At 43.1% G+C, this 24,255-nt stretch carries 9 protein-coding genes; 4 read left to right on the forward strand and 5 right to left on the reverse strand.

Annotation, left to right across the window (positions count from 1 at the left end; genetic code table 11):
• Positions 1-102: 102 nt before the first annotated feature.
• Both ACN222_RS01375 and ACN222_RS01380 read right to left on the reverse strand, forming a co-directional pair.
• Positions 103-2,583, reverse strand: coding sequence for a DUF4114 domain-containing protein (locus tag ACN222_RS01375; RefSeq protein ID WP_010994451.1), 2,481 nt, complete (start codon positions 2,581-2,583; stop codon positions 103-105).
• 310 nt (positions 2,584-2,893) lie between these two features.
• Positions 2,894-5,977 carry an esterase-like activity of phytase family protein gene (locus tag ACN222_RS01380; protein WP_010994452.1) on the reverse strand — a complete coding sequence of 1,028 codons (3,084 nt, stop codon included), beginning with the start codon at positions 5,975-5,977 and terminating at the stop codon, positions 2,894-2,896.
• Positions 5,978-6,362: 385 nt separating this feature from the next.
• On the opposite strand from ACN222_RS01380, the gene ACN222_RS01385 reads away from it, so the two are divergent.
• Together ACN222_RS01385 and ACN222_RS01390 are read left to right on the forward strand one after the other, a co-directional pair.
• Positions 6,363-13,409, forward strand: coding sequence for an ExeM/NucH family extracellular endonuclease (locus ACN222_RS01385; protein ID WP_010994453.1), 7,047 nt, complete (start codon positions 6,363-6,365; stop codon positions 13,407-13,409).
• A gap of 447 nt (positions 13,410-13,856) precedes the next feature.
• Complete coding sequence (locus ACN222_RS01390; protein WP_010994454.1) at positions 13,857-14,642, forward strand: RNA polymerase sigma factor SigF; 786 nt, start codon at positions 13,857-13,859, stop codon at positions 14,640-14,642.
• 61 nt (positions 14,643-14,703) lie between these two features.
• On the opposite strand, the gene bchD is transcribed toward ACN222_RS01390, so the two are convergent.
• Positions 14,704-16,740: a magnesium chelatase ATPase subunit D gene (bchD, locus tag ACN222_RS01395; RefSeq protein ID WP_010994455.1), complete on the reverse strand. Its 2,037-nt coding sequence runs from the start codon at positions 16,738-16,740 to the stop codon at positions 14,704-14,706.
• Between the two features lie 107 nt (positions 16,741-16,847).
• Between bchD and ACN222_RS01400 the strand changes: the two genes are divergently transcribed.
• The gene (locus tag ACN222_RS01400) at positions 16,848-17,432 is read left to right on the forward strand and encodes a Uma2 family endonuclease (protein WP_010994456.1); all 585 of its coding nucleotides are present in this window, start codon (positions 16,848-16,850) and stop codon (positions 17,430-17,432) included.
• A gap of 13 nt (positions 17,433-17,445) precedes the next feature.
• Complete coding sequence (rnc, locus tag ACN222_RS01405; protein ID WP_010994457.1) at positions 17,446-18,132, forward strand: ribonuclease III; 687 nt, start codon at positions 17,446-17,448, stop codon at positions 18,130-18,132.
• A 335-nt stretch (positions 18,133-18,467) separates the two neighbouring features.
• Here the strand turns inward: rnc and ACN222_RS01410 are convergent, their stop codons facing one another.
• Both ACN222_RS01410 and ACN222_RS01415 read right to left on the reverse strand, forming a co-directional pair.
• Positions 18,468-18,956, reverse strand: coding sequence for a hypothetical protein (locus ACN222_RS01410; RefSeq protein ID WP_010994459.1), 489 nt, complete (start codon positions 18,954-18,956; stop codon positions 18,468-18,470).
• A 36-nt stretch (positions 18,957-18,992) separates the two neighbouring features.
• A complete protein-coding gene (locus ACN222_RS01415) occupies positions 18,993-24,236 on the reverse strand; it encodes an eIF2A-related protein (protein ID WP_010994460.1) in 5,244 nt (1,747 codons plus the stop codon).
• Positions 24,237-24,255 lie beyond the last annotated feature (19 nt).

Genomic DNA, 24,255 nt, shown 5'->3' on the forward strand with positions numbered 1-24,255 from the left:
GGAGGGGCTAGAAGCCCGCCCCACAAGAGAGTTTTAATGCAACTTTTAAGGCTTGACACGCCACTACGTATATTTCAAAAATCAAGTATCAGCCCTAATATCTCAAGCGATACTTAAATTGACTCGTACAATCATATCATTGAAGTCTTGATCACCACCATTTGGTAAATCCTCAAAGCCAAAGACATTGTTTGCCAATAGACGAATATGATCAACCCTATTACGGTTAGCGCCTAAGAATGGAAAATATACGGCTGGGTCGTTATTGGGATTGTTATCTAAAATTCGCTCTGGTCTACTATTAATAATGATGAATGGTGCAAATAAAGAACCGGGTTGGAACGTGCCAGTATAGGTTGCAGTTCCTCGGTTATTCACGACCAAATCAATCCCCGGAACACGACCACGAATAGCCGCTTGAGTATAACCAGATTGTCCAGGGAGAATATCTGCGGAACCATCACCATTAGTGTCAATACCACCATTCTCATCAGTCACCTGATAGAAGCCGATGAAGTTGTTGAAAGCCGCATCTCTATTAACAACAAAATCAGCTTTTACTAGTTGTGTCACGCCTCGTAAATCAATCAATTCTCCTTGTGCTTGACTTTGTAAATTTACACCTAAAGGTAAAATTTGGTTTGTCGTCTGAATCTTGACTACTAAATCTTCAAATCCACTACTATTACCAAATCCGTCTTCCCATCCTAAAGAAAACCCATCTGTTCCTAAGTTGGTAATTTTTTGGGTTGAGGAATTAGCCAATACTACATTTGAGATAGGTGTGACTCCTGCTAGTACGGCATCCGTACTACTGTTTCTGACTACATAAAACCTCAAATTATCACCAGAATCAAATTCCAACAAACTGGCTAGATTATTGGGGTTAAATCCATTAGGGTTTTTAGCTATAGCTGAGAAAATTACTCTGGCACGTTGTAGCGCTGCTTCAGTATAACCTGCTGCACCAGGAGCAATACCATTAATGGTGCCATTAGCATCATCTACTGTAAATACGCTTAATTCATTGGTGAAATTGGAATTGCGTTTTGTAAGAGTGACTTGGAGATTTACTTTGTCACTGTTGCCTTTAATTGTAAAAATATCACTGTTAGGGTTCTGAAATAGTGGGATATCGTTATCAGTGATGGCAACTGCTACGGGATCTATAATAATGCCATTGTAATTAATATCGTTACTTGTGGAAGTATGGCTAATAGTTTCATTCCCGTCACCTTCTACTAAGAAATCATCTACTGCTCTTACTGTTACATTTTGCGCTACATTCCAATTTTCGGTAGTGAAGGTCAAAGTTCTGGGATTAGTACGAATTTGTTGACCATTACGTATATTGATAATGACATCAGATACAGGTTGACTAGTAAGTACTATGGCATAACTATCAGTTGTCCCATCCTCTGTAACTATAGTGTTATTACCAGTTTGGGTAATTATGACACCTGCATTATCATCATCGTTGATAGTGCCTTTAGCTGTGGCTGCTGTAGGACTGAGAATTGCACCATTAGTAGGATTGCTCAAGCTGACGGTAAAGCTTTCGTTTTCTTCAACTAAGAAATCTTGAGTGGTTTCTACAGTAAAAGTTTTCTGGATTTCTCCCTGTTGAAAAGTCAGGGTTTGGGTTTTGGCTACAAAGTCAGTATTACTAGCCGTGTCTCCTGTGGTTATAGATGTAGATACCGTTACAGTTTGCTGAGTTTGGGTATCTGCTGTACGGTTAATGGTGAAGGTAATGCTATTGCCTTCTGTGGCGGAAGAGTTGGTAATGGAGAAAATAGCGGTTGTATAGTCAAAATCATCTGGTGTCAGAGTGTTGGCTTGGATGTTTCTCAAAATGCCTAACTCTCGCACAATATTATTTATCCTAGCTTTAACAACTGTATCAGCACCGGTCTGCTGCAATTGCAAATCTTGAAATGTCCGCACTTCAGGGATGCCAGCAACTAAGACTTTATCGTCATTTTTAGTAAAATCTAATACTTCGATTGGTATTTCGGGAACTGCTGCACTGGTGAGGAAAAATCTGTCTGCACCCGTACCTCCAGTTAATTGGCTACCTCTCCTACCACCGAAGAGTAAATCATCTCCAGCACCGCCAAATAATTGGTCAGTATTGACTCCACCAATCAGGACATCATCGCCCTCATTACCGTAGAGAATGTTATTCCCTGTACCGTTAGAGACATCTAATAAATCATTCCCAAGTACCCCAGAGAGGGTATTGTAACCACTGCCATCTAAAACTATCAGGCGATCGCTTCCTTGTCCTCCATCCAGGGTGTTATTTCCACCCTCGACTATAAAAAGCTGATCGTTATCATCGCCACCTTCTAGTGTATTGAAGCCTAGACTACCCAACGCATATAGATAATCTTCTCCAGCGTCACCTTTGAGGGTATCATTATTGTTGGCAAAGAGGCGATCGCTACCAGCACCACCCGCTAATAAATTATTCCCTTCACCGTTAGAAGCATCTAGAATATCATCGCCTTCCCAACCAAAAACTTGGTTATCTTTGTTGGCATATAACTCATCTATACCAGAAGTACCGTTAATAATCATATACTATATTTTTTACCTATTTTTTGTATATAAATAGCTCAATTATTGCGGCATTAATCAATAATTAATCACCAATAAATATGAACCCATATAACAATTAAAAAATATTTATCAAAAGATTATCAAAAGATTAAATTACACCCAAAGCATTATAGAGACATCAAAAAATATGCCAATGAGTATTACAAAATATCTTACTTTTTAGATAACTTAGCGTTCCTCTGCGTAAAAAAAACAACTTTATATGAAAAGCGAGGGGATTATATTCCCTCGCAAATTCACTAAGACTCAATCTTTTATGGAACCATCACTAACCCACCACACTGACAGCAAACACAAAGTCAGTCACAGTCAGACTAGTTGAAGTAATTCCTTGTAATATCACTAAATCAGTCGCGCCTAGCTTCACCAAAGTATCAGCGCCTTGCTGTACCAGACTTAAAGCACTAAATTGTGTCACACCAACTCCACCCAGTCCAATTTTGTCAACACCGACAGCGAAGTCCGTCACAGTATTCTTACTAGTTGGTAAACTACCATTAGCAATCCAGAACTGGTCAGCACCAGCGCCACCAGTGAGGCGGTTACTACCAGCTTGACCCGCAAATAGCACATCATCACCATCACCACCAAACAAAGAGTCATTCACACTGGAGAATAATTTGTCATCTCCTGAACCACCGTTGAGACGGTTATAACTACCGTTACTTGTGAGGGTGTCGTTACCAGAACCACCAAAGGCGAATTGACGAGAACCTTCAATGACTTGCAGAGTATCATTACCTGCTGCGCCAAAAAGGTTATTACTTCCACCTGCTTCAATCACGGTGATTTCGTCGTCACCATGACCACCATTAGCTGTAGTATTGCTGGCGGGACTATCCACACCAATGAAGACTTGATCGTTACCATTGCCAGTAGAGACGGAAGCATTACTGCCTACAAATACCGTATCATCACCGTTGCCCGTGGAAATGGTGTTATTCCCAGGAGAATCTACCGTATCTGCACCATCACCTGTGAATAATATTTGACCGGGTTCCGCCGTAATCTCATCACTACTAGGAGAGCCAAATTTAATTTCTGTAGCTTGTGGCTGTCCTACACCAGGTGCAAGATTTAGAGGTTGCTCTAACCTCAATAAGATAATTTCGTTATTATCTATAGCTGGAGGACGACCAACGGAAAATGGATAGTTGTTGTCATTAGCGACCAAAATAGTGTTTGAATCAACAACTACAACAGATTCAATTGTGACAAAGGGGAAGTCGAAGGTTGTCTTACCGTCCCTATTCAGGTCGTTGGGATCTTGGATATTTAATAAATCGGCAATTTCTTGTTTAGCTACAAAGCCATTAGCGTCTGTTTGAGACAGGTTTATTTTGTAAATCTTCTTGAATCTAGCTGAAGCGCCTTGACCTCCATCTCGTTCAATGACTAAATACTCGTTATCATTAATGACAGTGATTTCACCGATCGCGTGAGCAGGATTTTCCAGCCTGTAATAGCGTAAATTATTAGTGTAGCTACGGGTTGCTAGGTCAAATTCATTCAGCCGTAATGCACCTACAGGATCACCTTGGACTGTTCCTTCCAGAAGCATATAGAGCTTGGTCTTGCTGGCGTTAATTGCACCACCTTCAAAACCTCTAGAACCACCCAAATTTGCGAAAGCATCTCCTGAAAGCACATCAGGGTTTTGGGGAGAACGGACTATGTTGTTTCCAGGGAGGCTCAATCGGTCGCGGACTCTATCTGCTGTAATGGGAAAGTCGGTAAATAAAGCATCTACGCCTAATTGAAATAACTGCTGATACTCTAGTTCTGGATTTCCTTGATAATTCGCTGCTAGGTAACGTTCTTCATCACGGAAGGTGTATGGGTGAACCTGTAAACCAACATTGTGAGCATCTTGAACTAAGGTAGTTGGCGGTAACAGCGTCTTATCGGCATCATTGACCGCACCGTCTCCATTGACATCATCTGCTTGTCCATCATTATTAGCATCAGTACCTCTGACACTAACAATCATCCGCTTCCAGGGGCCGATACCATCAGCATATTCAGCAATCTCCGCCAAGCCTGCTGGAGTGCGTAAATCGCCGTAGGTGCGAGTGTCACCACTAACGATAAAGTCATAGGGTCTGGTTTCTATGAGCCTACCGTTAATATCAACGTCAATGGCATCAAACAGTTGCACAAGGGGAATATCGACCCCAGCATTAGGCATGATCGTATCATGCAGTTCTTTGAGATTGCCAACTTCAAAGGACTGGATGAAAATCCGGCTAGGATCAGTAAAGTTATTAGCCTTGAGGGTATCGATGAGAATCTGACTGATATTGCGGTTAATCTTCTCTGTTGTCCCTACATAGGTGGCTTCTTGAGCAAAATAAGTAGGATGCTTTGTTTCTGGATAAATACCAATCTTTTTCCCAGTTTCGGCTTCTACCTGTTTCACCAGGTCAATGATTTCTGCCAGGGTAGGAATGGTAAATTGACCGTTGAATGATTGGTCACGGAAAGGTAGACGCTCTATGGCTCGTAATTCCTTGATTTCCGCTAAAGTAAAATCTTCAGCAAACCAACCAGTAATTTCAGTTCCATCTAAATTTACCGTTTTTAGGCGATCGCTAAACTTGGCAATTTGGTAAACGTTCGTGGTTGTATTGCTGAAATTAACACTACCATCAGCGTTCAACACCGCTAAAGCAGGTTCATGGCGAGCAATTAACACACCATCTTTTGTCACAGCCAAGTCTGGTTCGATAAAGTCTGCACCTTGTTCAATAGCCAGTTTGTAGGACTCTAGGGTATGTTCTGGACGAAAGCCGCTTGCACCCCGGTGTCCGATAACTTCGGGTGCTGTACCATCTAAAGTCTTGAAGCGGTCTGGTGTGGCGATGGGTGCATCTAACAATTTACCCGTAGCATCAAAATGTAGTAAGTAAGGGCCAAATTCGTCACCTACCCAGATAGAACCATCTTTATCAATGACAAAAGACTCAATGTCTAAATCTGCACCTGTTAGTAATCTGTCAGCACTAGCCTCATTCACTATCTGGAAAGGAATTTTGTTATTGGGGTCAGATAGTTGGATGTAGTCTAAAATCTTAACGCTGCCATCACCATTCTCTACGCCTCGAAAATTCGGGTCTAAACGATAGATACGTAGTAGGTAGTCAGCACTATTATCTTTACTGCCGTAGCCATTATCGGACAAGAAGTAAAATGAGCCACTATTGGCGAATTGTACTGCACTAAAGCCCTGCACTGGCTGTCCAGGGAAAGGGCCTGTCCTACCATTTCCGGAAATACCATTACCAGAAGCTGGCCCATCAGCATAGGTATCAGCCGCGAGAGAAGCGAAGCCCACTAACTGAACATTTACCACAATCTTTAATCCTCAAATTTTTAGGTACACATCATGAATGGTGCAAGAGACGCTGGGGGTGGGGAACTCTGCACTCATCACAATCAGAGAACTTGACTATTCAAGGAATTATGGGAATTTGAAGATTAAGAAAAAAATAAGTTCACAAGAACTAATGGTTAAAATACTGTTTTTCCAAAAAAGTTAATTATTTTACCTTCTCCTATTATTCTCTTAATCTGACTTCAGTAAAGTTCCAGTGCCTATTTACACGGACAAAATTACTAAAAATTAATTTTTCGTAGCCCAAGAAAATATCACAAGCTAGCCAGCCCTATTCAAGCGTAGGGCGCTACTTTGGGTTGGTTTTGCAGATTTTTACCATCTTACTTACCTATTAATAATTATGACAGCCACAACATTGAAGCCTGGAGATATTGCGATCGCTGGTTATAACACCACTAATCCTGATAGCATCCGTTTAGTGGTACTTGTGGACATTGGTGCTGGTACAACCTTCAACATTACAGATAACGGTTGGCAATCTAGTGGTAGCTTCCGCACGGGAGAAGGAATTCTCACTTATACCGCGCCTCAAAATATCTCTGCGGGTACAGTTATCACTTGGACAAATGGCAGTAGTAGTAATTCACCAGGGTTTAACTCCAATAACCCTAGTAATTTTGCTCTCAATGCTAGTGGTGACTCGCTGATTATCTATACAGGAACATTAGCCAGTCCAACTTTAATTTATGCGCTAAGTTCTGGTAACTGGACTAATGCAACTAGCGCGTCCACATCTGCTGAACCAAGTGGGGCAAACGGTGGCACATTGGAAACTGGCAAGACAACAGTCGCCATCACGACCAATGGTACAAATGGCTACTATAGCGGTGCTACTGCGGGAACTCAGGTAGAACTACTAGCGGCTATCTCCAACCCAGCAAATTGGACAGCTAGTTCCACTATCACCGACATTGCTAATTGGCCATCATCATTCACACTTTCTCAGCCTTTACCCAACATCCAAATCACCGAATATATGTACCAAGGTACTAACGGTGAATTCATGGAGTTTACCAACCTTGGCACTACGGCAGTAGACTTTACTGGCTGGAGTTACGATGATAGCGGTCGCACAGCTGGTACTGTTAGTTTGAGTGCTTTTGGAATTGTGCAGCCTGGAGAATCAGTCATCCTCACAGAAGCGACTGAAGCAGACTTCCGCGCAGCCTGGGGATTGTCTGCTAATGTCAAGGTCATTGGCGGATTGACAAGAAATCTGGGGCGGAGTGACGAAATTAACCTGTACGATAACAATAACAATGGTCAACTCATAGACCGCCTCACCTATGGAGATGAAACCTTTCCGGGGACGATTCGCACCCAGACTAGAAGTGGTTGGACTGAGCCAGGGAATTTAGGTGCTGTTACTATTAATACTGATTGGCAGCTTTCCACTGTCGATGATGCTCAGAATTCTCGCACCTCTACAGGTGGTGATATTGGCAACCCAGGCTTTTATAACATTAACAACACACCCCTACCAGGTATAACCATTACTCAATCTGGTACTAGTACAGATGTAACTGAAGGTGGTGTGACAGATAGTTACACCATAGTTCTGAAAACTCAGCCTACAGCAGATGTCACAATTAACATCACTGTTGATAATCAGGTGACAACCAGTTCACCCACATTAATTTTCACTCCCCAAAACTGGAATATAGCCCAAACTGTAACGGTGACTGCTGTCAATGATGATGTAATTGAGGGTACACACACCAGTACGATCGCCCACAATGTTAGTAGTAGCGATACCAATTACAACGGGATTGCGATCGCTAACATCAATATAAATATTACCGACAACGACGCACCACCCAACACCAATGTCAATGTCCAAATCACCGAGTATATGTACACTGGTGCTAATGGCGAATTTGTAGAGTTTACCAACCTTGGTACTACCCCAGTAGACTTTACTGGCTGGAGTTTTGATGACAATACTCGCATTGCTGGTTCCTTCAATCTCAGTGCATTTGGTATCGTCCAGCCTGGGGAGTCGGTAATTTTAACGGAAACTGCGGCGGAGACATTCCGTACTGCGTGGAACCTACCCACCTCGGTAAAAATTATCGGTAACTCTAACCAAGGTTTGGGACGCGCTGATGAAATTAACCTGTATGACAGCACCGGCCAGCTAATAGACCGCCTCGCCTACAACGATGAAGTATTCACCGGGACTATTCGCACCCAAAACGCTAGTGGTTGGACGACAGCAGCGAATCTTGATGCTTTCGAGATTACTACCAACTGGCAGCTTTCTGCCATCAATGATGGTCAGAATTCCCGCTTGTCTACAGGTAATGATGTGGGTAACCCAGGGACTTACATTCCTAACCCCGTATCCACTGTGGGCGCGCCGAAAATTACAGTTAATCCCAGTACAACGGACTTCCTGGATGGGCAAAACCTACCTGTTCCCTTACCCCAAATTGGTGCTGGTGCTATTAGTGGTGTCATTAATGATCCTACCGACCCAGCAAGGACATTGGGTATTAACTTCACCTTGAGTGATACTGACACCCCAGTTGAAAACCTGACAATCACAGTCACCAGCAGCAATCAGGCGGTTGTCCCTGATGCCAACCTGACCTTAACTGGTACTGGTGCAGAACGTAATCTAAAAATTAATCCTGCTGGTGTTGGTTTAGCAAATATTACTCTTACCGTGAGTGACGGTACACTCAGCAGTTCCTACATCATTAACTACGCCGCCTCAGCCGGATCCGTTAGTCCCGATACCCGTTTCCTGACAGGGACAAGTGACGCTTCTAGTGCGATCGCTATTGATGCTAATTATATGTTCGTTGCCGACGACGAAGACCAAACAATTCGGCTGTACGATCGCCGTAATTCTGGTTTACCACTAGCCAGCTTTGACTTTACCTCATTACTGGGCTTATCCGGTTCCAGTGAAGTAGATATCGAAGCCTCTACCCGCATTGGTAACACAATTTACTGGTCAGGTTCCCACAGCAACAACAGTAATGGTAACGATTCACCCAACCGGGAACGGATTTTTGCCACCCAGATTTCTGGTACAGGGGCAAGTGCTACCCTGACATTCCAAGGTTACTATCAATTCCTCGAAGATGATTTAATTGCTTGGGATAATAACAACGGTCACGGTTTGGGTGCTGGCTTTTTAGGGCTGGCTGAGAGTGCTGCAAATGGTGTATCGCCTGAAATTCGCAACGGTTTCAACATTGAAGGCTTGACAGTTGCACCCGATGGCAATACTGCTTATGTTTCCTTTCGTGCGCCCAATCAACCAACAAGCGATCGCACTAATGCCCTAATTATTCCTGTCACTAATTTTACCAATATCCTGAATACCACAGGCGGCACATCTGGTGCTGCTAGCTTTGGTGCGCCCATCTTCTTAGACTTAGGTGGTCGTGGTGTCCGCAGTATTGAGCGTAACTCTAGTAATCAATACTTAATTATTGCTGGCCCCCCTGGTGGTTCTACAGGAATAGCCCCCAATGATTTCCGTCTCTACACTTGGACTGGTAATGCTACTGATGCGCCTGTATTACGTATTTCTGATTTAACAGCATTGAATACTAACGGCAGTTTTGAATCCATTGTGGAAGTGCCAGATTCCCTCACCAACAATACCCAGATTCAATTGCTGGTAGATAACGGTGATACCGTTTGGTACAACAACGGCACAATTTCCAAAGACTTAGCTCAAGATAACTTGCAAAAATTCCGTAGTGAAGTCATAACCCTTGGTTCTCCAATCCTCACTCTACCAGCCGGGGCAATTTCCCTCAATACTCCCTACTCTCAAGAGTTTAATAGTCTGATTAGTTCGGGTTCAGAAACCTGGACTGATAGCTCTACAATCGCTGGTTGGTATACTGCTAGAACCGGAACCGGCACAACCATTGTCGCCTCAACAGGAAGCAACACCGCAGGTAATCTCTACAGCTTCGGTTTGGATAGTTCAGACCGTGCTTTAGGTTCTATCGGTTCAGGTAACGCAGCCGCAGGTACATTTTATTGGGGTAGCAGGTTTTTTAACGACACAGGTAATGTAGTTAATCAGCTGTATGTTAACTATTACGGTGAACAATGGCGTAGTGGTGGTACTACTTCTAATCCTCAAACCGTTGATTTCCAATATCAAACCGGTGCAACAAGCTTAACTGGTGGTACTTGGGTAGATGTCAACAATCTAGATTTTACTAGTCTGATCAACAATACGACTGCTGGCGCACTCAATGGTAATGCAAGTGCCAACCGCAATCTAATCTCCGGCACAATTAGCGGTTTATCTCTCAATCCTGGTGAAGAAATTTGGTTACGTTGGGTCGATATTGACCATCCAGGTACTGATCATGGTTTGAGTATTGATGATGTAAAAGTTTCCACTGCCCCATTACCTAGCATCACCTTAATTGAGTCTGGTAGTAGCACCAACGTTACTGAAGGTGGGGCAACGGATACCTACACCATCGTCCTAAATACCCAGCCCACAGCCAACGTTACTGTCACCATTAACCCTGATTCTCAAACTACTACTAGTGTCAATACTCTCACCTTTACCCCTGCTAACTGGAATACGCCCCAAACTGTAACGATAACCGCAGTTAATGATGACCTAGTAGAAGGCACACACACTAGTATTATTAACCACAGTGTTACCAGCACTGATAGCAACTACAACGGTATTAACATTGGCTCAGTCACTGCCACAATTACCGATAATGATGTTGCCCTCACCATTACCAAAATTCACCAAATTCAAGGTAGTGGTACAGCCTTTAACTCTGCTTTTGGTGGCATTCGCACAATTGAAGGTGTTGTGGTTGCTGCATTCCCTGGTGGTTCAGGTTTGAATGGCTTTTTCGTCCAAGAAGAAGATGCAGATACCGATAATGACTCTACAACTTCTGAAGGTATCTTTGTTTTCGACCCCACCGGCCAGTTCTCTGGTAGCGTCGGTGATAAAGTCCGGGTGACTGGCAGTGTGAGCGAATTTAGCACTAACAACGGTGTCAGCAGCCTTACCCAACTTTCTAGCGTCAGCAGCATCATCAACTTGGGTGCAGACATACTACCGAAAATGAGTAATATCCAGTTACCTGTGACGACTGTCGCAGATTTGGAACGCTACGAAGGGATGCGGGTAAATATCAGTGCTGGTAATGGGGATTTAACTGTTACCGAACATTTTCAACTCGGTCGCTTCGGTCAGGTAGTTCTCTCCGCAACTGGTACTAGTAACCAACCAGGTACGGATGGCAGGCTGGAACAATACACCCAATTTAATGACCCCAGTGTTGCTGGCTACGCTGCTTATTTAGATGAGATTGCCAAACGACGGATTATCTTAGATGACGGTAGCAGCACACAAAACCCTGCAACCATTATCTTTGGTCGTGGTGGTGAACCCTTAAGTGCTACCAACACCTTACGGGGTGGTGATACCGTTGCTAGTATCACCGGCGTTTTAGACCAACGCTTTGAAGGATACCGCGTTCAAACCTCAACTGGCGTAGACTTTACACCAGCCAATCCTCGTCCAGCAACCACACCAGATGTAGGCGGTACACTCAAGGTTGCCAGCTTTAACGTTCTGAATTACTTCAACGGTGATGGTACTGGTAGCGGCTTCACCAGTCCTGAACAAAGGGGTGCAGAAAACCTGACTGAGTTCAACCGCCAGCGTGAAAAGACAATTGCGGCTATTCTGGGGTTAAATGCCGATGTTGTAGGTCTGATTGAAATCGAAAATGATGGTTACGGTGCTAATAGTGCCATTCAAGATTTAATTAATGGACTCAATGCTGTTGCCGGTGCGGGTACTTATGCGTTTATTAATCCAGGACTGTCTCAACTCGGTACGGATGCGATCGCCGTTGGTTTTATCTATAAACCTAATAGTGTCACTCCTGTGGGTGTAGCCGCCACGGTCGCCGATGGCTTTGGTCAAGGTGCGTTTGATAACAATAACCGTAAACCCCTAGCCCAAACTTTCCGACAAAACTCCACAGGTGAACAGTTCACAGCCGTCATCAATCACTTTAAATCTAAGGGTTCAAGTTCTGGAAATCCTGGTGATGCTGACGCTGGTGATGGTCAAGGTTTATCTAATGGGACTCGGACTCGCGCATCCCAAGATTTGGCAGCATGGTTAGCGACAAATCCCACAGGGACTACTGACACAGATTACCTCATTCTCGGCGACCTCAACGCCTACGCCCAGGAAGACCCAATCAGGGCTTTGGAAAATGCCGGATATAACAACCTGTTGCCAAATACCACCTATTCCTATGTTTTTGATGGTCAATGGGGTGCTTTAGACCATGCTTTAGCTAATGCCTCACTGGCTTCACAAGTAAGTACTGCTGTCAAGTGGCATATTAATGCTGATGAACCCAATGTTCTCGACTACAACACCAACTTCAAGTCAGTAGGACAACAAACCAGCTTATACAGTCCTGATGCTTTCCGTTCCTCAGACCATGACCCAGTGATTGTAGGGCTGAATTTAAACACTGCACCCATAGCTGTGAATGATATAGCCACGACCAATGAAAACACTGCTGTCAACATTAACGTCCTAACTAATGACAGTGATGTGAATGGTGATTCTTTACAACTGAGTTTGGTATCTAACCCTGTCAACGGTGTTGCTGTTGTCAATGACAATGGTACACCAGGTAACTTTGCTGATGACTTTATTACCTACACTCCCAATACTGGCTACCTTGGCAATGACAGTTTCACTTATAGTATCAGTGATGGTAAAGGTGGCACAGCAACAGCAACTGTGAGTCTGACTATCAATGCTAGTGGCGGCATTATTGGTACTCCAGATAACGATATTCTCACAGGTACTAATAGGAATGATCTCATCCGGGGTTTGGGTGGTAACGATTTATTAATAGGTGGTAACGGTAACGATACCCTATATGGTGACAGAGGCAAAGATATCTTACTAGGTGGTAACGGTAACGACACCCTGTATGGTGGTGACGACAATGATACCTTAATCGGTGGTAATGGAGATGATCTGTTAGTTGGTGGTAAGGGAAATGACTTATTAATTGGCGGTAACGGCCGCGATCGCTTCTATTTAAGTGATACTAGAACTGGAGAGTTTGATATAATCACTGATTTTAAAGTCGGGCAAGACACAATCTTGATTCCCAGGGCAGAATTTGGACTCAGCCAAGCTTTAGGTACACTTGATCCTGCACTCTTCCGCCTCGGTAGTCATGCGACAACAGCAAGCGATCGCTTCATTTACAACAATATTACAGGTCAACTGTTTTTTGATGAAGATGGCATTGGCAGCACAGCCAAAATTCAAATAGGTTTTTTGTCTAATAAACCGACAATCATTAGTAGCAGTATTACTATAGCTGCATGAATCAATTCAAAATACCCTACGGGAAGCGCAAGCGCTACAAAATTAAAGACAGCCACCCACAAGGGGCGTTAGCCTAACGGGATGCAAGTCCGGTTTTTTAACCTAACTTTTTCTCGTAAACTTTCCGTTTAAACAACCCCAGTTTTTTTTAACAAACTGGGGTTTTAGTTTATGTATGTATTTCCCAGCAGAAATAACTGAGTTTGTTATCAGGAATAAATATTATACAGAGAATATTTTTCATTGAATAAATAAAAATACTTATAACAGAGATAACTTATAAATCATGCGTACAAACACTGAACGGCAGAGTCAGCCCCCTGGTAAGTTCAGTGAAACGACGATGGTTTATTCAGGCGCTACTAAGGAAAATAATGACAGCTTTGAAGAACATATTACGCAACTCCAATTTGGTGAAAAAAGGAGTTACCACAAGGGAATTTTTATATGGCAGCAAGTGAGTCCTCTATGCAAACTGATGGTATGGAGTTATTGCGCTCATACCACCATAATCCTTCTATTAAACTTCGTAACAGACTGGTTCAATTACACACCGGCTTAGTAAGAAAAATGGCTCATAAATTTAGCCATCAATGTAATGAACCTTATGAAGATTTGGAACAAATTGGTTATTTTGGTTTAATCAGAGCTATAGAACGTTTTGATCCCAGTCAAGGGTATGCTTTTAGTTCCTTTGCTGTGCCATATATTAGAGGTGAAATGCTGCATTTTCTCCGCGATCGCAGTACGCTATTAAAAATTCCTCGTCGTTGGCAAGAATTATATAACGAAGGACAAAAAGTCCGTAAAGAATTATCAATATCTCTAGGTCGTCCGCCCAAGGATGCTGAAATTGCCAAGTACCTCAAGGTATCTGTGCAAGAATGGCAAGAAACTAAGTTGGCTGCCCAAAATCGGATGCCTTTAAGTTTAGATGCTACGGCAGTACACTATGTAGATTGCCAAATTACCTTAGGTGAAGCCCTTCCTTGTCCTCGAACAATTGCCCAACAACAACAGGATGAAGAACGGCAACAACTGCAAGGGGCAATTAGTATGCTAGAGGAAAAGCCCCGCCAAGCCGTGGAAATGGTCTTCTTGAAAGAACTTTCTCGCAAAGATGCTGCTAAAAACATCGGTACTAGTCCTATGACGGTAACGAGGTATTTGCAAAAGGGTATTCAAGATTTAATTTGTTATTTACAACCACAAGTAATGCCTACTGGTTCATAGTCAAAAGCCCATAGTCCAGAGTTTATTGACTCACGACTAATGACTATTGACCAGTCACTATCTACCGAGATTTTAAATCAGCGATCGCCCCTTTAGTCATAGCAGCAATGGCTTTATCGGTGGCTTTAGGTAGATGATAATATTTGCCTCCTGAGGTTTTCGCTAATTCTTTAGCAAAGCCGGTAGAGACAAATTTACTTTCGGTATCGATAACTAGTAACTGCATCCCCAAAGCCCGGATTCTGGCGGCGATGTCTAATAGTTCCGCTTTGATATCTGGTTTTTCTCCGGATTCTTGTGGTTCACCCAAAGAACGTGATAGAGGAATATTACCCCGGCCGTCGGTGATAGCTACAATGACAACTTGCCCAATATCTCCACCCATTTGGGCATTGACACCGACGCGTACAGCTTGGGTTAAGCCATGAGCTAGGGGCGAACCACCACCACAGGGTAATCTTTCCAGTCGGTTCCGTGCTAAGGCAATAGAACGAGTTGGTGGTAGTAATACCTCTGCTTGTTCTCCCCGGAAGGGAATCAAAGCTACTTGGTCACGGTTTTGATAAGCTTCGGTGAGTAGTTGCATCACCGCACCTTTCGCGGACTGCATCCGATTTAAGGCCATTGAGCCAGAAGCATCTACCACAAAAACAACCAACGCCCCGGCTTTGCGTACCAAGCGTTTTGAGCGAATGTCACCTTGCTCAACAATAACTTTTTTATCAGGCTGTCTTTCTCGTCGTGCTTTTTGATAGGGTGCAGCTGCCCTGAGGGTGGCATCTACAGCAATGCGTCGCACTTTCCCCTTAGGCAACATAGGCTTAATATAGCGCCCCCGGTCGTCGGAAAAGATGATACTCCGACTACCAGATTTACCTTGGCGTTGTGCCATCTGAGCAAAATACAGGACGCTGTTATCCAGAATTACCCCTTCTGGGTCGAAGATAAATTCTTCGGGAATATCAGGGGGTTCTTGCTGTTCTTGTTCCTCTGGTTTATCTTCGTTGTTTTCCTGTTCTTCTTCTTGTTCTTCCTCTGACTCGTCCTGACTTTGTGGTGGTGGTGGCGGGGGTGGTGGCGGTGGCTGGTCTGGTGGTGGTGTCTGGATAACTGTTGCTCGTGGTACAATTACCAACTCCACCGCTCGCCGCAAATCTTCAGCGTTGACGGTTGTCCGCCCTTCTAAAGCCGCCGCCGCTTTGGCAACCCGCACAGCAAATAACTCAGCACGATGACCTTGGACAACGCCGCGAATGGCTTCGTCTACTAAGTAGGTTATTTGTTCTTGAGTGATGGTGACTTCCTTCAACCATTCCCGCGCCAAGATAATTTGGGTTTTGAGTGAGTCTAAATCTTCGTTGTATTGCTGGAGAAAATCTTGGGGGGATTTGGAATAGGCGATCGCTTGTTCTACTGCTTCTACTCTTTGGTCTAGTCCGAGAACACCGTCAGCCGAAAGAGCGATCGCAATTCTATCTAATAAGTGTTCCCGTAATGCGCCTTCTTCGGGGTTGTAGGTGGCGATAAATAGCGATTTGCAAGGATGCTGAAAACTAATCCCCTCGCGCTCAATTTGGTTACGACCTTCCGAGAGGACTGTTAATAGTTGGTTGGATATTTGGTCATCTAATAAATTGATTTCATCCACATACAGCACACCCCGGTTAGCTGTGGCGAGTAAACCTGGCTGAAATATGGTGTCTCCTTGCTTGACCGACTGTTCCACATCCACAGAACCCAGGAGTCGGTCTTCTGTCACACCAAGGGGAATCTGCACAAAAGGCGAGGGGATAATTTCCGTGGGGACATCTTGAATATTCTTGTCAGCGTACTCCGCCAATAGATAATCATCCCATTCTTCTGGGTGGTTGGGGTCGCAATTGCTCAATGAGCCTTTAACAACTTCGATGGGTGGGAGTAGGGCGTGGATAGCACGAGCCATTACAGATTTTGCCGTACCACGACGACCTGCGATCGCTACTCCCCCCAAACCAGGATCGACTGCTGCTAACAGCAACGCTAGTTTGATGGCTTCTTGACCGACTACGGCTGTCAAGGGAAAAGCAGTAATTGTGGGATTAATAGTAGGCGCAGGCATTGGTTTGCAAAATAGCTAGTCTCGGCTTTTAGCATATCAATTTCTGGCACATTTAGAATAAGGGTGATGAGGATAAAGGCTTTGTATTACCCTTGGGAGAAAAATCTATGAGTATCGCTCAAGCTAAACGCTTCACCCTCGATGAGTACCAAAAACTCACGGAATTGGGCTTTTTCCACGAAGATGACCACATTGAGTTAATTAACGGGGAGCTGATACAAATGGTATCCAAGGGTAAAGCCCATGAGACTTGCTTACGCAAGTTATTACGAGAACTACCTAAGTTAGTCGGTGATAGGGCTACTTTACAGTCCCAAGCCCCGATTACTTTACCGCCTAACAGCGAACCAGAACCGGATTTTGCCATTGTTAAAAACCGAGATGACAATTATCTATCTGCTCACCCTAGCCCTGATGATGTGTTGCTAGTGATAGAAGTTGCTGATTCTTCTTTGAGTTATGACCAAGATATTAAAATATCTCTCTATGCTAAAGCAGGTATTGCGGATTATTGGATATTCAATTTATTTGATAATTATTTGGAATCTTACAGCCAACCTTATCAAGACAGCCAAGGAAAACACGGATATCTTAATAAGAGAATTGTCTTACCTAATCAGGTGATATCCCTACCATGTTTCCCCGATTTGTCTCTGGATTTAAATAAAATATTTCCACCTTCTCGGCAATAATATAAAGATAAAGATGTACAAACTTTTAATGTTTCGTGATGATAAACTTTTACGCCGCGCCCTTACCCATCGTTCTTATGTAAATGAAAATCCAGAAGAAGGCGAACATAATGAACGCTTAGAATTTCTTGGTGATGCGATATTGAATTTTTTAAGTGGTGAGTATCTCTATCGCAGTCACCCTGACAGGGGAGAAGATGAATTAACGCGACGGCGTTCGGCGTTGGTAGACGAAAAGCAACTAGCAAAATTTGCTATTGAGGTAGGTTTAGATTTTAAAATGCGCCTGGGGAAAGGTGCTATTCGAGATGGCGGTTATCAAAATCCTAATTTACTTAGCAGCACCTTTGAAGCGGTGATTGGTGCTTATTATCTAGATAATAATTCCAATATTGAAGCTGTACGCGCAATTATAGAACCTTTATTTGAATCTGTACCCGAACAAATTGTAGTTGTTCGCTCTAATGTAGACTCAAAAAATCGGTTTCAGGAATGGGTACAACGAAACATCGGCCCAACTCCTCCCAAATACTTAACAGAACAAATAGGTGGTTTTTCTCATGCCCCAGAGTTTAAGGCTACGGTTTTAGTAGGAGAAAAAGAATATGGTGAAGGTATAGGTAAAAATAAAAAAGATGCTGAGAAAGCAGCAGCCGAAAATGCTTTAGCTAATTTGAATAAGCAAGAATTATTACCATGAATATACTCGAACATACCTACAAGATATATTTATCATGATGCTGTCAAGAATACCTTAATCCGTATTTCGTTACTCTTGATAGCGGGTTTTGGAGGGCAATGCCCACCCTACATTTTTGATATTTTTTTATCTGGAAGTCACTAAATAAACTCAATTAACGTCCAGAGAAGATTTCCAGTCGCTCGTTTAGCGGTATGCCAACAATGTACGGATTATCAATTAGATGACTTATGGTTCTAAGATAATGATTTCTACGGCTTCGCCTGCCTGAAATGGTAAATTTGTCAGCACTAAGATTCCGTCTTCGGTTAATGTTGTTTCAACTCGATGCGCTTTCATAGTGAGTCTATTTTTTCTAATCTAATAAATAAATCAGCAAACGGTTTCATCTGTCGTAAACTTTCCTCACACCAGTTATCATCATTTTCGCCTTCTTCTAGAGTAAATAATCTTTCTCGACACAGAATTTGTAATATTAGTGGTTGGCATTTGAGTAGGTTAAACAGGCGTTTTAATTCTTTCTCCCGTCCGAAAAAGTAACGCGGTTGGGTAATGGGTGCGCCAGTGATGAAGGGTGACGCTTCTCCTGTTGGCTGAGTTTCTAGTTCTTTATATGCTATTTCTTGCCAGTCTAAAACCAATTTAGTGCAGAGTTCTAGAAAATTCAGATAGTCAATTGGTCTACCACTCAGAAAGCTTTTGACTGTGAATAAGCCAAGTCCTGAGTCAGTAGCTAATGACTGCTGGCGGGGATAGCCATGACGCTGAAGTGCTGACTTTACTTTATTAATATACTCTGGTGCTACTCGAAGCGATCGCGCCATTACTCACCATCAAAAAATTGTTGACATGATTCCAAATTAATTCTGACATATAGGGTGATCGCCTGCACTCACATTGCTATTATGCTGGAGATAATCGGTGATGCGATCGCATCCTTGCTGCATTAAGTCATCTAAATCTAGATTCCACACCATTACCCCTGCGTCTTCACCGCCACTTAGCAACGTTTTACCGTCGGGACTGAAAGCAAGGGTGTTGATTTTACCGGGATGTCCTAAGAGGGTTTTGAGTAATGTGGCGTTGGGAAGATTCCACAGTTTGATGGTGTTGTCTGCACTACCGGAGGCTAAAATTTCACCGTCGGGACTGAAGCTGAGGCTAGTTACGCCGTCGATGTGTCCGTTTAGGTTATTGATGAGTTTTCCGTCTGTTACTTGCCACAGTTTGATGGTATTATCCCAACTGGCAGAGGCGAGGGTGTGGCTATCTGGGCTAAATTTTACTGAGGCGATCGCTAAACCGTGACCTGTGATATTTTTGATTAATCTGCCGTCTGTCTGCCAAATTTTCACTGTATTATCAGTGCTACCTGATGCGAGGAATTGACCATCAGGACTAAAATTGACGCTTGTCACTTCGTCATTATGTCCTGTGAGGGTGCGTAATAATTGACCGTCATTTACTCGCCATATTTTAATAGTTTTATCAGCACTTCCAGAGGCAATTGTTTGATTATCGGGATGGAAACTAAGGGTTGTAATTCTATCTTTGTGACCAGTTAATGTTTTAATTAACTGCTGAGTTTGACTATCCCAAAGTTTAATAGTGTTATCAGCGCTAGCTGTGGCTATAGTTTTACCATCAGGACTATAACTAACGGTAGTAATAATATTTTGATTTTTTTGAATTGTAGACAGTGATGAATGAGCTAATGTTTCTCTCTGCCAAATTGTTATATTGCCATCCCAACCCGCCGAGGCGAATGTTTTCCCATCAGGATTAAAGCTAACACTATTAACATTAGATTTTTGTGATTTCTGATAATTCAATTGCCGGATTCTCACGGTTTTATCACTACTAGCTGAGGCTATAACTTTATTATCAGGGCTAAATGTCACATCTCTGATTTGTTCGCCACGTCCGGAAATTGTTTTAATTAGTGTACCGTCTATTTTCCAAACTTTCATAGTGCTATCAGCACCAGCCGAAACTAGAGTTTTACTATCAGAACTAAAGTTTATGCTGTTAACTTGTTGATTGTGTGCTGCTATCGTTTTTAAAAACTTACCGTCTGTGTTCCAGAATTTGATAGTTTTATCGCCACTGGCTGAAGCAAGAATTTTACCATCAGGACTAAATTTAACACTGGTAATACGTTCTTTATGTCCTGTCAGAGTTTTAATTAAATGACCGTTTGTTGCTTGCCAAAGTTTAACTAAATTATCTTCGCCACCGGAGGCTATCATTTTACCATCAGGGCTAAAGCTGATAGAGTTTACCCAGCCATTATGAGCATTCCATGTATTGATGATGCTGCCATCAATACGCCATAATTTTATAGTTTTGTCTAAGCTACTAGAAACTATGGTCTTACTATCTGGACTGAAGACTACATCGGTAACAATATCTGTGTGTCCGGGGAAAGTTTTGATTAATTGTATACATTTTTGTAGGTTATTTACAATTAAACATGAAGTATCAAGGGCATAAAGTTTAATGGTATAATCGGCGTTAGCAGTAGCAAGATATTTTCCGTTATGGCTAAAGGCGATCGCTGTTACTCTTTTCTGAGATGCTGTGATAGTCGTGATTAATTGACCATGTATATCCCAGAGTTTTACTGTCCTGTCGTCACTAGCGGATGCTAAAACTTTGCCGTCTGGACTAAAACTCACGGCGTTGACTTGTTGAGCGTGACCTTGCAAGCGGTTAATTTCTTGAGTGTTAGCAATAGCTTGTTGAAAAGTGGCAACTGTTGCTATTTGTATATCTCTTTCTGGCGCAAAAACTTGTTTTAGTTCTTTTCCCGCTTTCACGCTAGCGATGATAGCTTCTAGCTGCTGATTGGATAATAGCAGCGCCTCTGATGAAGCATTTAAAGCGGTTATTTCGCGCAACTGGGCGGAGCGTTTTTGAAAATAGGCGAAACCACCGAAACCAGTAGCGGCGATGGCTAAAACACTGATGATGACTACAGCCCTTTGGGCTTGGCGGAGTCGCTTTTTTTGTTCTCGCTGTTGTTGTTGTCTGGCGGCTAAACAAGCGGCGATGAAGTTTTGGACATCTTGAGATAATTCATCGGTGTATTTGATGTAAATTTCTTCGGCTTCCGCTAGGCGAATACCTTGTAATAAAAAATCAGGTTGGGCTTGATGGTGTTTCCACAGTGCGGCAGCTTGTTCAATTTGACGCTGCGATCGCAGTCTACTACGATTTTCCTCCAACCACCAGCGCAAGGTTGACCAGTGGCGGATAAGGATTTCGTGGGCGACTTCTATTGTGATTGGGGAAGGTGGGGTTCCCTCTAGGGATAAGGGGTAATGGGGAGTGGGGAGAGACGGGGAAGTTCTACTTTGTCCTGCGTCTACCTTGCTTTCTTCTTCTGAATTTATTACTACCAACTTCGCAGCCGTTAACGCTAAGAGGGTTCTGTCAATTAAGTCATCAGCATATTTTTTCACTACTAACTCAGATTTCAATACTCTACGTCTGGTGTCTTCTGTTCCTTCACCTAACTGTGTGAGTGAGAGAAAAATCCATCGGGCGCATTCTTGGGCTTGTGAGTCTAAGCTTTCATAAACTTCCTGGGCTTTGCGTTCTAAAGCGCCTTTGATACCACCGATTTGCTGTTGATAGGCTGTCAGCGTTAACTCACCAGCTTGGCGGTGTTCCCACAATTGTTCTAAGACAAACTCTAACAGGGGTAAATCGCCGGCAGAGTGGTTTAACTCCTGTAAAAGAACTTCTACTAATCCCGGTTCTACTTTTAAACCCACTTGTTCGGCTGGGTTGACGATGACACGGCGGTAGTCGTCATCACTCAAGTTGGGGGGAACTAATATACTGGATTGCTGCAATAAGCTAGCTAGTGCTGGTACTTCCAAGCAAGGGCTAATAAAATCGGCTCGCACAGTTATCACTACTTTAAACTTATCAGAGGCATATTCCACTGCCCCCAGTAGCAGTTCTAAAAATCGCTGTCTATCTTCACTGGGTGCAAGGGTGAATAATTCTTCAAATTGGTCAACCACCAACACCACCATCGGTTCTGGTCGGCTACGCAGCCAGTAGACAAAGCCTTCTACACCTTGGTAGAGCATGGCTTCTAGGTGGAGGTGAGGAGTTGGGTCAATTTTTTCTCCCGGCGAGTGCTGCTCCCCTGCTCCCCACTCTTTTTTTTGAATTTTGAATTTTGAATTTTGAATTGTTTGCTCCCCCACTTCCCCCACTCCCAAGCTTCGTGCCAAAGCTTCTAGGGGACGTGCGCCTGGGCGGATGCTTTTAATTAGCCAGGAATCACTACCAGGTAGTTGTTTACCGGGACGGAGTTGAGCAATTAACCCTGCTTGGACGACGGAAGATTTACCGCTACCGGATGCACCGACGACAGCTAAGAATGATTTGTGGGCTAGTTGGGAAATTAACTGTTGAGTTAAGGATTCTCTACCGTAGAAATATTGCGTATCTTCTTCGCTAAAGGCTTTTAAACCGCGATAGGGGCAAATTTTTAAATCTAAGGCTGGTGATTTTTCATGGTTGTTTGCGTTAGCGCTTGGTGGGATGATTTCTATTACGCCTTGTGTACCTGATAGCCATATATGCAGTGGGGGAGATGGGGTAATTGGTGTTTGTGCTGCTAGATGGATTTGTAATTGGGTTATCCAGGCGGCTATTGATAAACCAACAGGGGGAGACGCAGCTTTTAAGGTGGTGATGAGTGCTTGGGCAAAAATTTCTGGGTTGTTTTTGGGACAAGTCGCAGCAATGATACATTGTCCTGTGTCTGAGCTAAGTTGTAAATCTTCTACCCAGTCTTGCAGAGATAGACTGTGGGTTCCGGCTGGACAATCTAAAATGATAATTTGTTGGGTGACACAAGAACGGCGTAATTGTTGCCTTAACCAAGAACGGCTTAACCAAATATCATCGAATAAAACTAATGATGGTTCTCCTGCGGGGGTTTCTTCCAGTCGTCCACGCAGATATAACAAGACGGTGATTGGTGCTTCAGTTGTGTATGGCTGTAGTTGATTTTGAGAACGCAGGCAATCTTTAATAGTTTCACGGATATTTTGAGCAGTTGTTGTTGCGTAATGCGTTAGATATTCTAAGTCAAATGCTCCGGCTTTACCCAAAACCTTACTAAAATCTAATGCTGTTTGTGAGCCAATAACACCCTCAATTGCTAAGGCTTTTCTTGCAGGAAGTGATTCGAGACTTCCCTGGATTCTGCCAATAATTAATTCCCCAACTCCTTCGACAATTCGCTTTGGTGTCTGTAGGGGATATTCGCTATAAAGTTCGGTATCTCCTTTACCTCTTTTCTGTTGGTTAATTAACCTTAATTGTTGATTGGTTTTATCTATATATTGTAATGTTTGGTGATAAACATAACGGTACAATCCATCAGCCGAAATTATCCCTTGATTATCAGCCGCATCACCACGTAAACCCCGCATTAAATAATATGTAAATACTCCATGTCCTAGTTCGGGAAACTCCCATGATTGCTGGTCTGTATCGCAAGATAATAAAGCATAAAATCCCTGACTTTTAGCAGCCCGTTGTTGTAGAACTGCGACTAGTTGGGGCGTAGGATTCAAGCCGCGCAGTGTCATTCCGCCACTATGACAAGCATCAAGCCAAACTAACTGATTTTGAACGCCACTATGACTGAAAAATTGTAATAATTCTTGAACAGCTAAACCTGTATTTTCTAAGTCATCTTTTTGCGTATCTGCCAAACATAAGTATGCTTGCTGCGTGTTTGGTTGCAGCATTCCATGACCTGAAAAGTAGAATAAGATAGTGTCTGTAGGTTGAGCAGATGCAGTAATTTGTTTTAAACTGGCGCGCACATGATTTAACAACGGTAATTCCGCAGCAAAATCATGGTAAATGTTAATTTCTTTTTGAGAAAATTGCTCTTTAGTTGCACTAGTTAAAGCTTCTGCCAATACCTGACAATCAACTGCTGAATAACGTAAGGATGGTAGTTGCTTATCCTGGTATTCATTAACTCCCACCAACAGTAACCATAATTTCGGAGCAACTGTTTGTCTGCTTTGGTTTAAACTACTAGTAGCAACAGCACGAGGCATATTTTTAATTGGTCATTAG

The organism is Anabaena sp. FACHB-595 (assembly GCF_048568275.1).
GTDB lineage: Bacteria > Cyanobacteriota > Cyanobacteriia > Cyanobacteriales > Nostocaceae > Trichormus.

What these genes read in the sequence shown, in the direction of transcription:
- ACN222_RS01385 (WP_010994453.1), top strand. Translation starts at nt 6,363, where the DNA reads ATGACAGCCACAACATTGAAGCCTGGAGATATTGCGATCGCTGGTTAT.
- ACN222_RS01400 (WP_010994456.1), top strand. Translation starts at nt 16,848, where the DNA reads ATGAGTATCGCTCAAGCTAAACGCTTCACCCTCGATGAGTACCAAAAA.
- rnc (WP_010994457.1), top strand. Translation starts at nt 17,446, where the DNA reads ATGTACAAACTTTTAATGTTTCGTGATGATAAACTTTTACGCCGCGCC.
- bchD (WP_010994455.1), bottom strand. Translation starts at nt 16,740, where the DNA reads ATGCCTGCGCCTACTATTAATCCCACAATTACTGCTTTTCCCTTGACA.
- ACN222_RS01390 (WP_010994454.1), top strand. Translation starts at nt 13,857, where the DNA reads ATGGCAGCAAGTGAGTCCTCTATGCAAACTGATGGTATGGAGTTATTG.
- ACN222_RS01410 (WP_010994459.1), bottom strand. Translation starts at nt 18,956, where the DNA reads ATGGCGCGATCGCTTCGAGTAGCACCAGAGTATATTAATAAAGTAAAG.
- ACN222_RS01415 (WP_010994460.1), bottom strand. Translation starts at nt 24,236, where the DNA reads ATGCCTCGTGCTGTTGCTACTAGTAGTTTAAACCAAAGCAGACAAACA.
- ACN222_RS01375 (WP_010994451.1), bottom strand. Translation starts at nt 2,583, where the DNA reads ATGATTATTAACGGTACTTCTGGTATAGATGAGTTATATGCCAACAAA.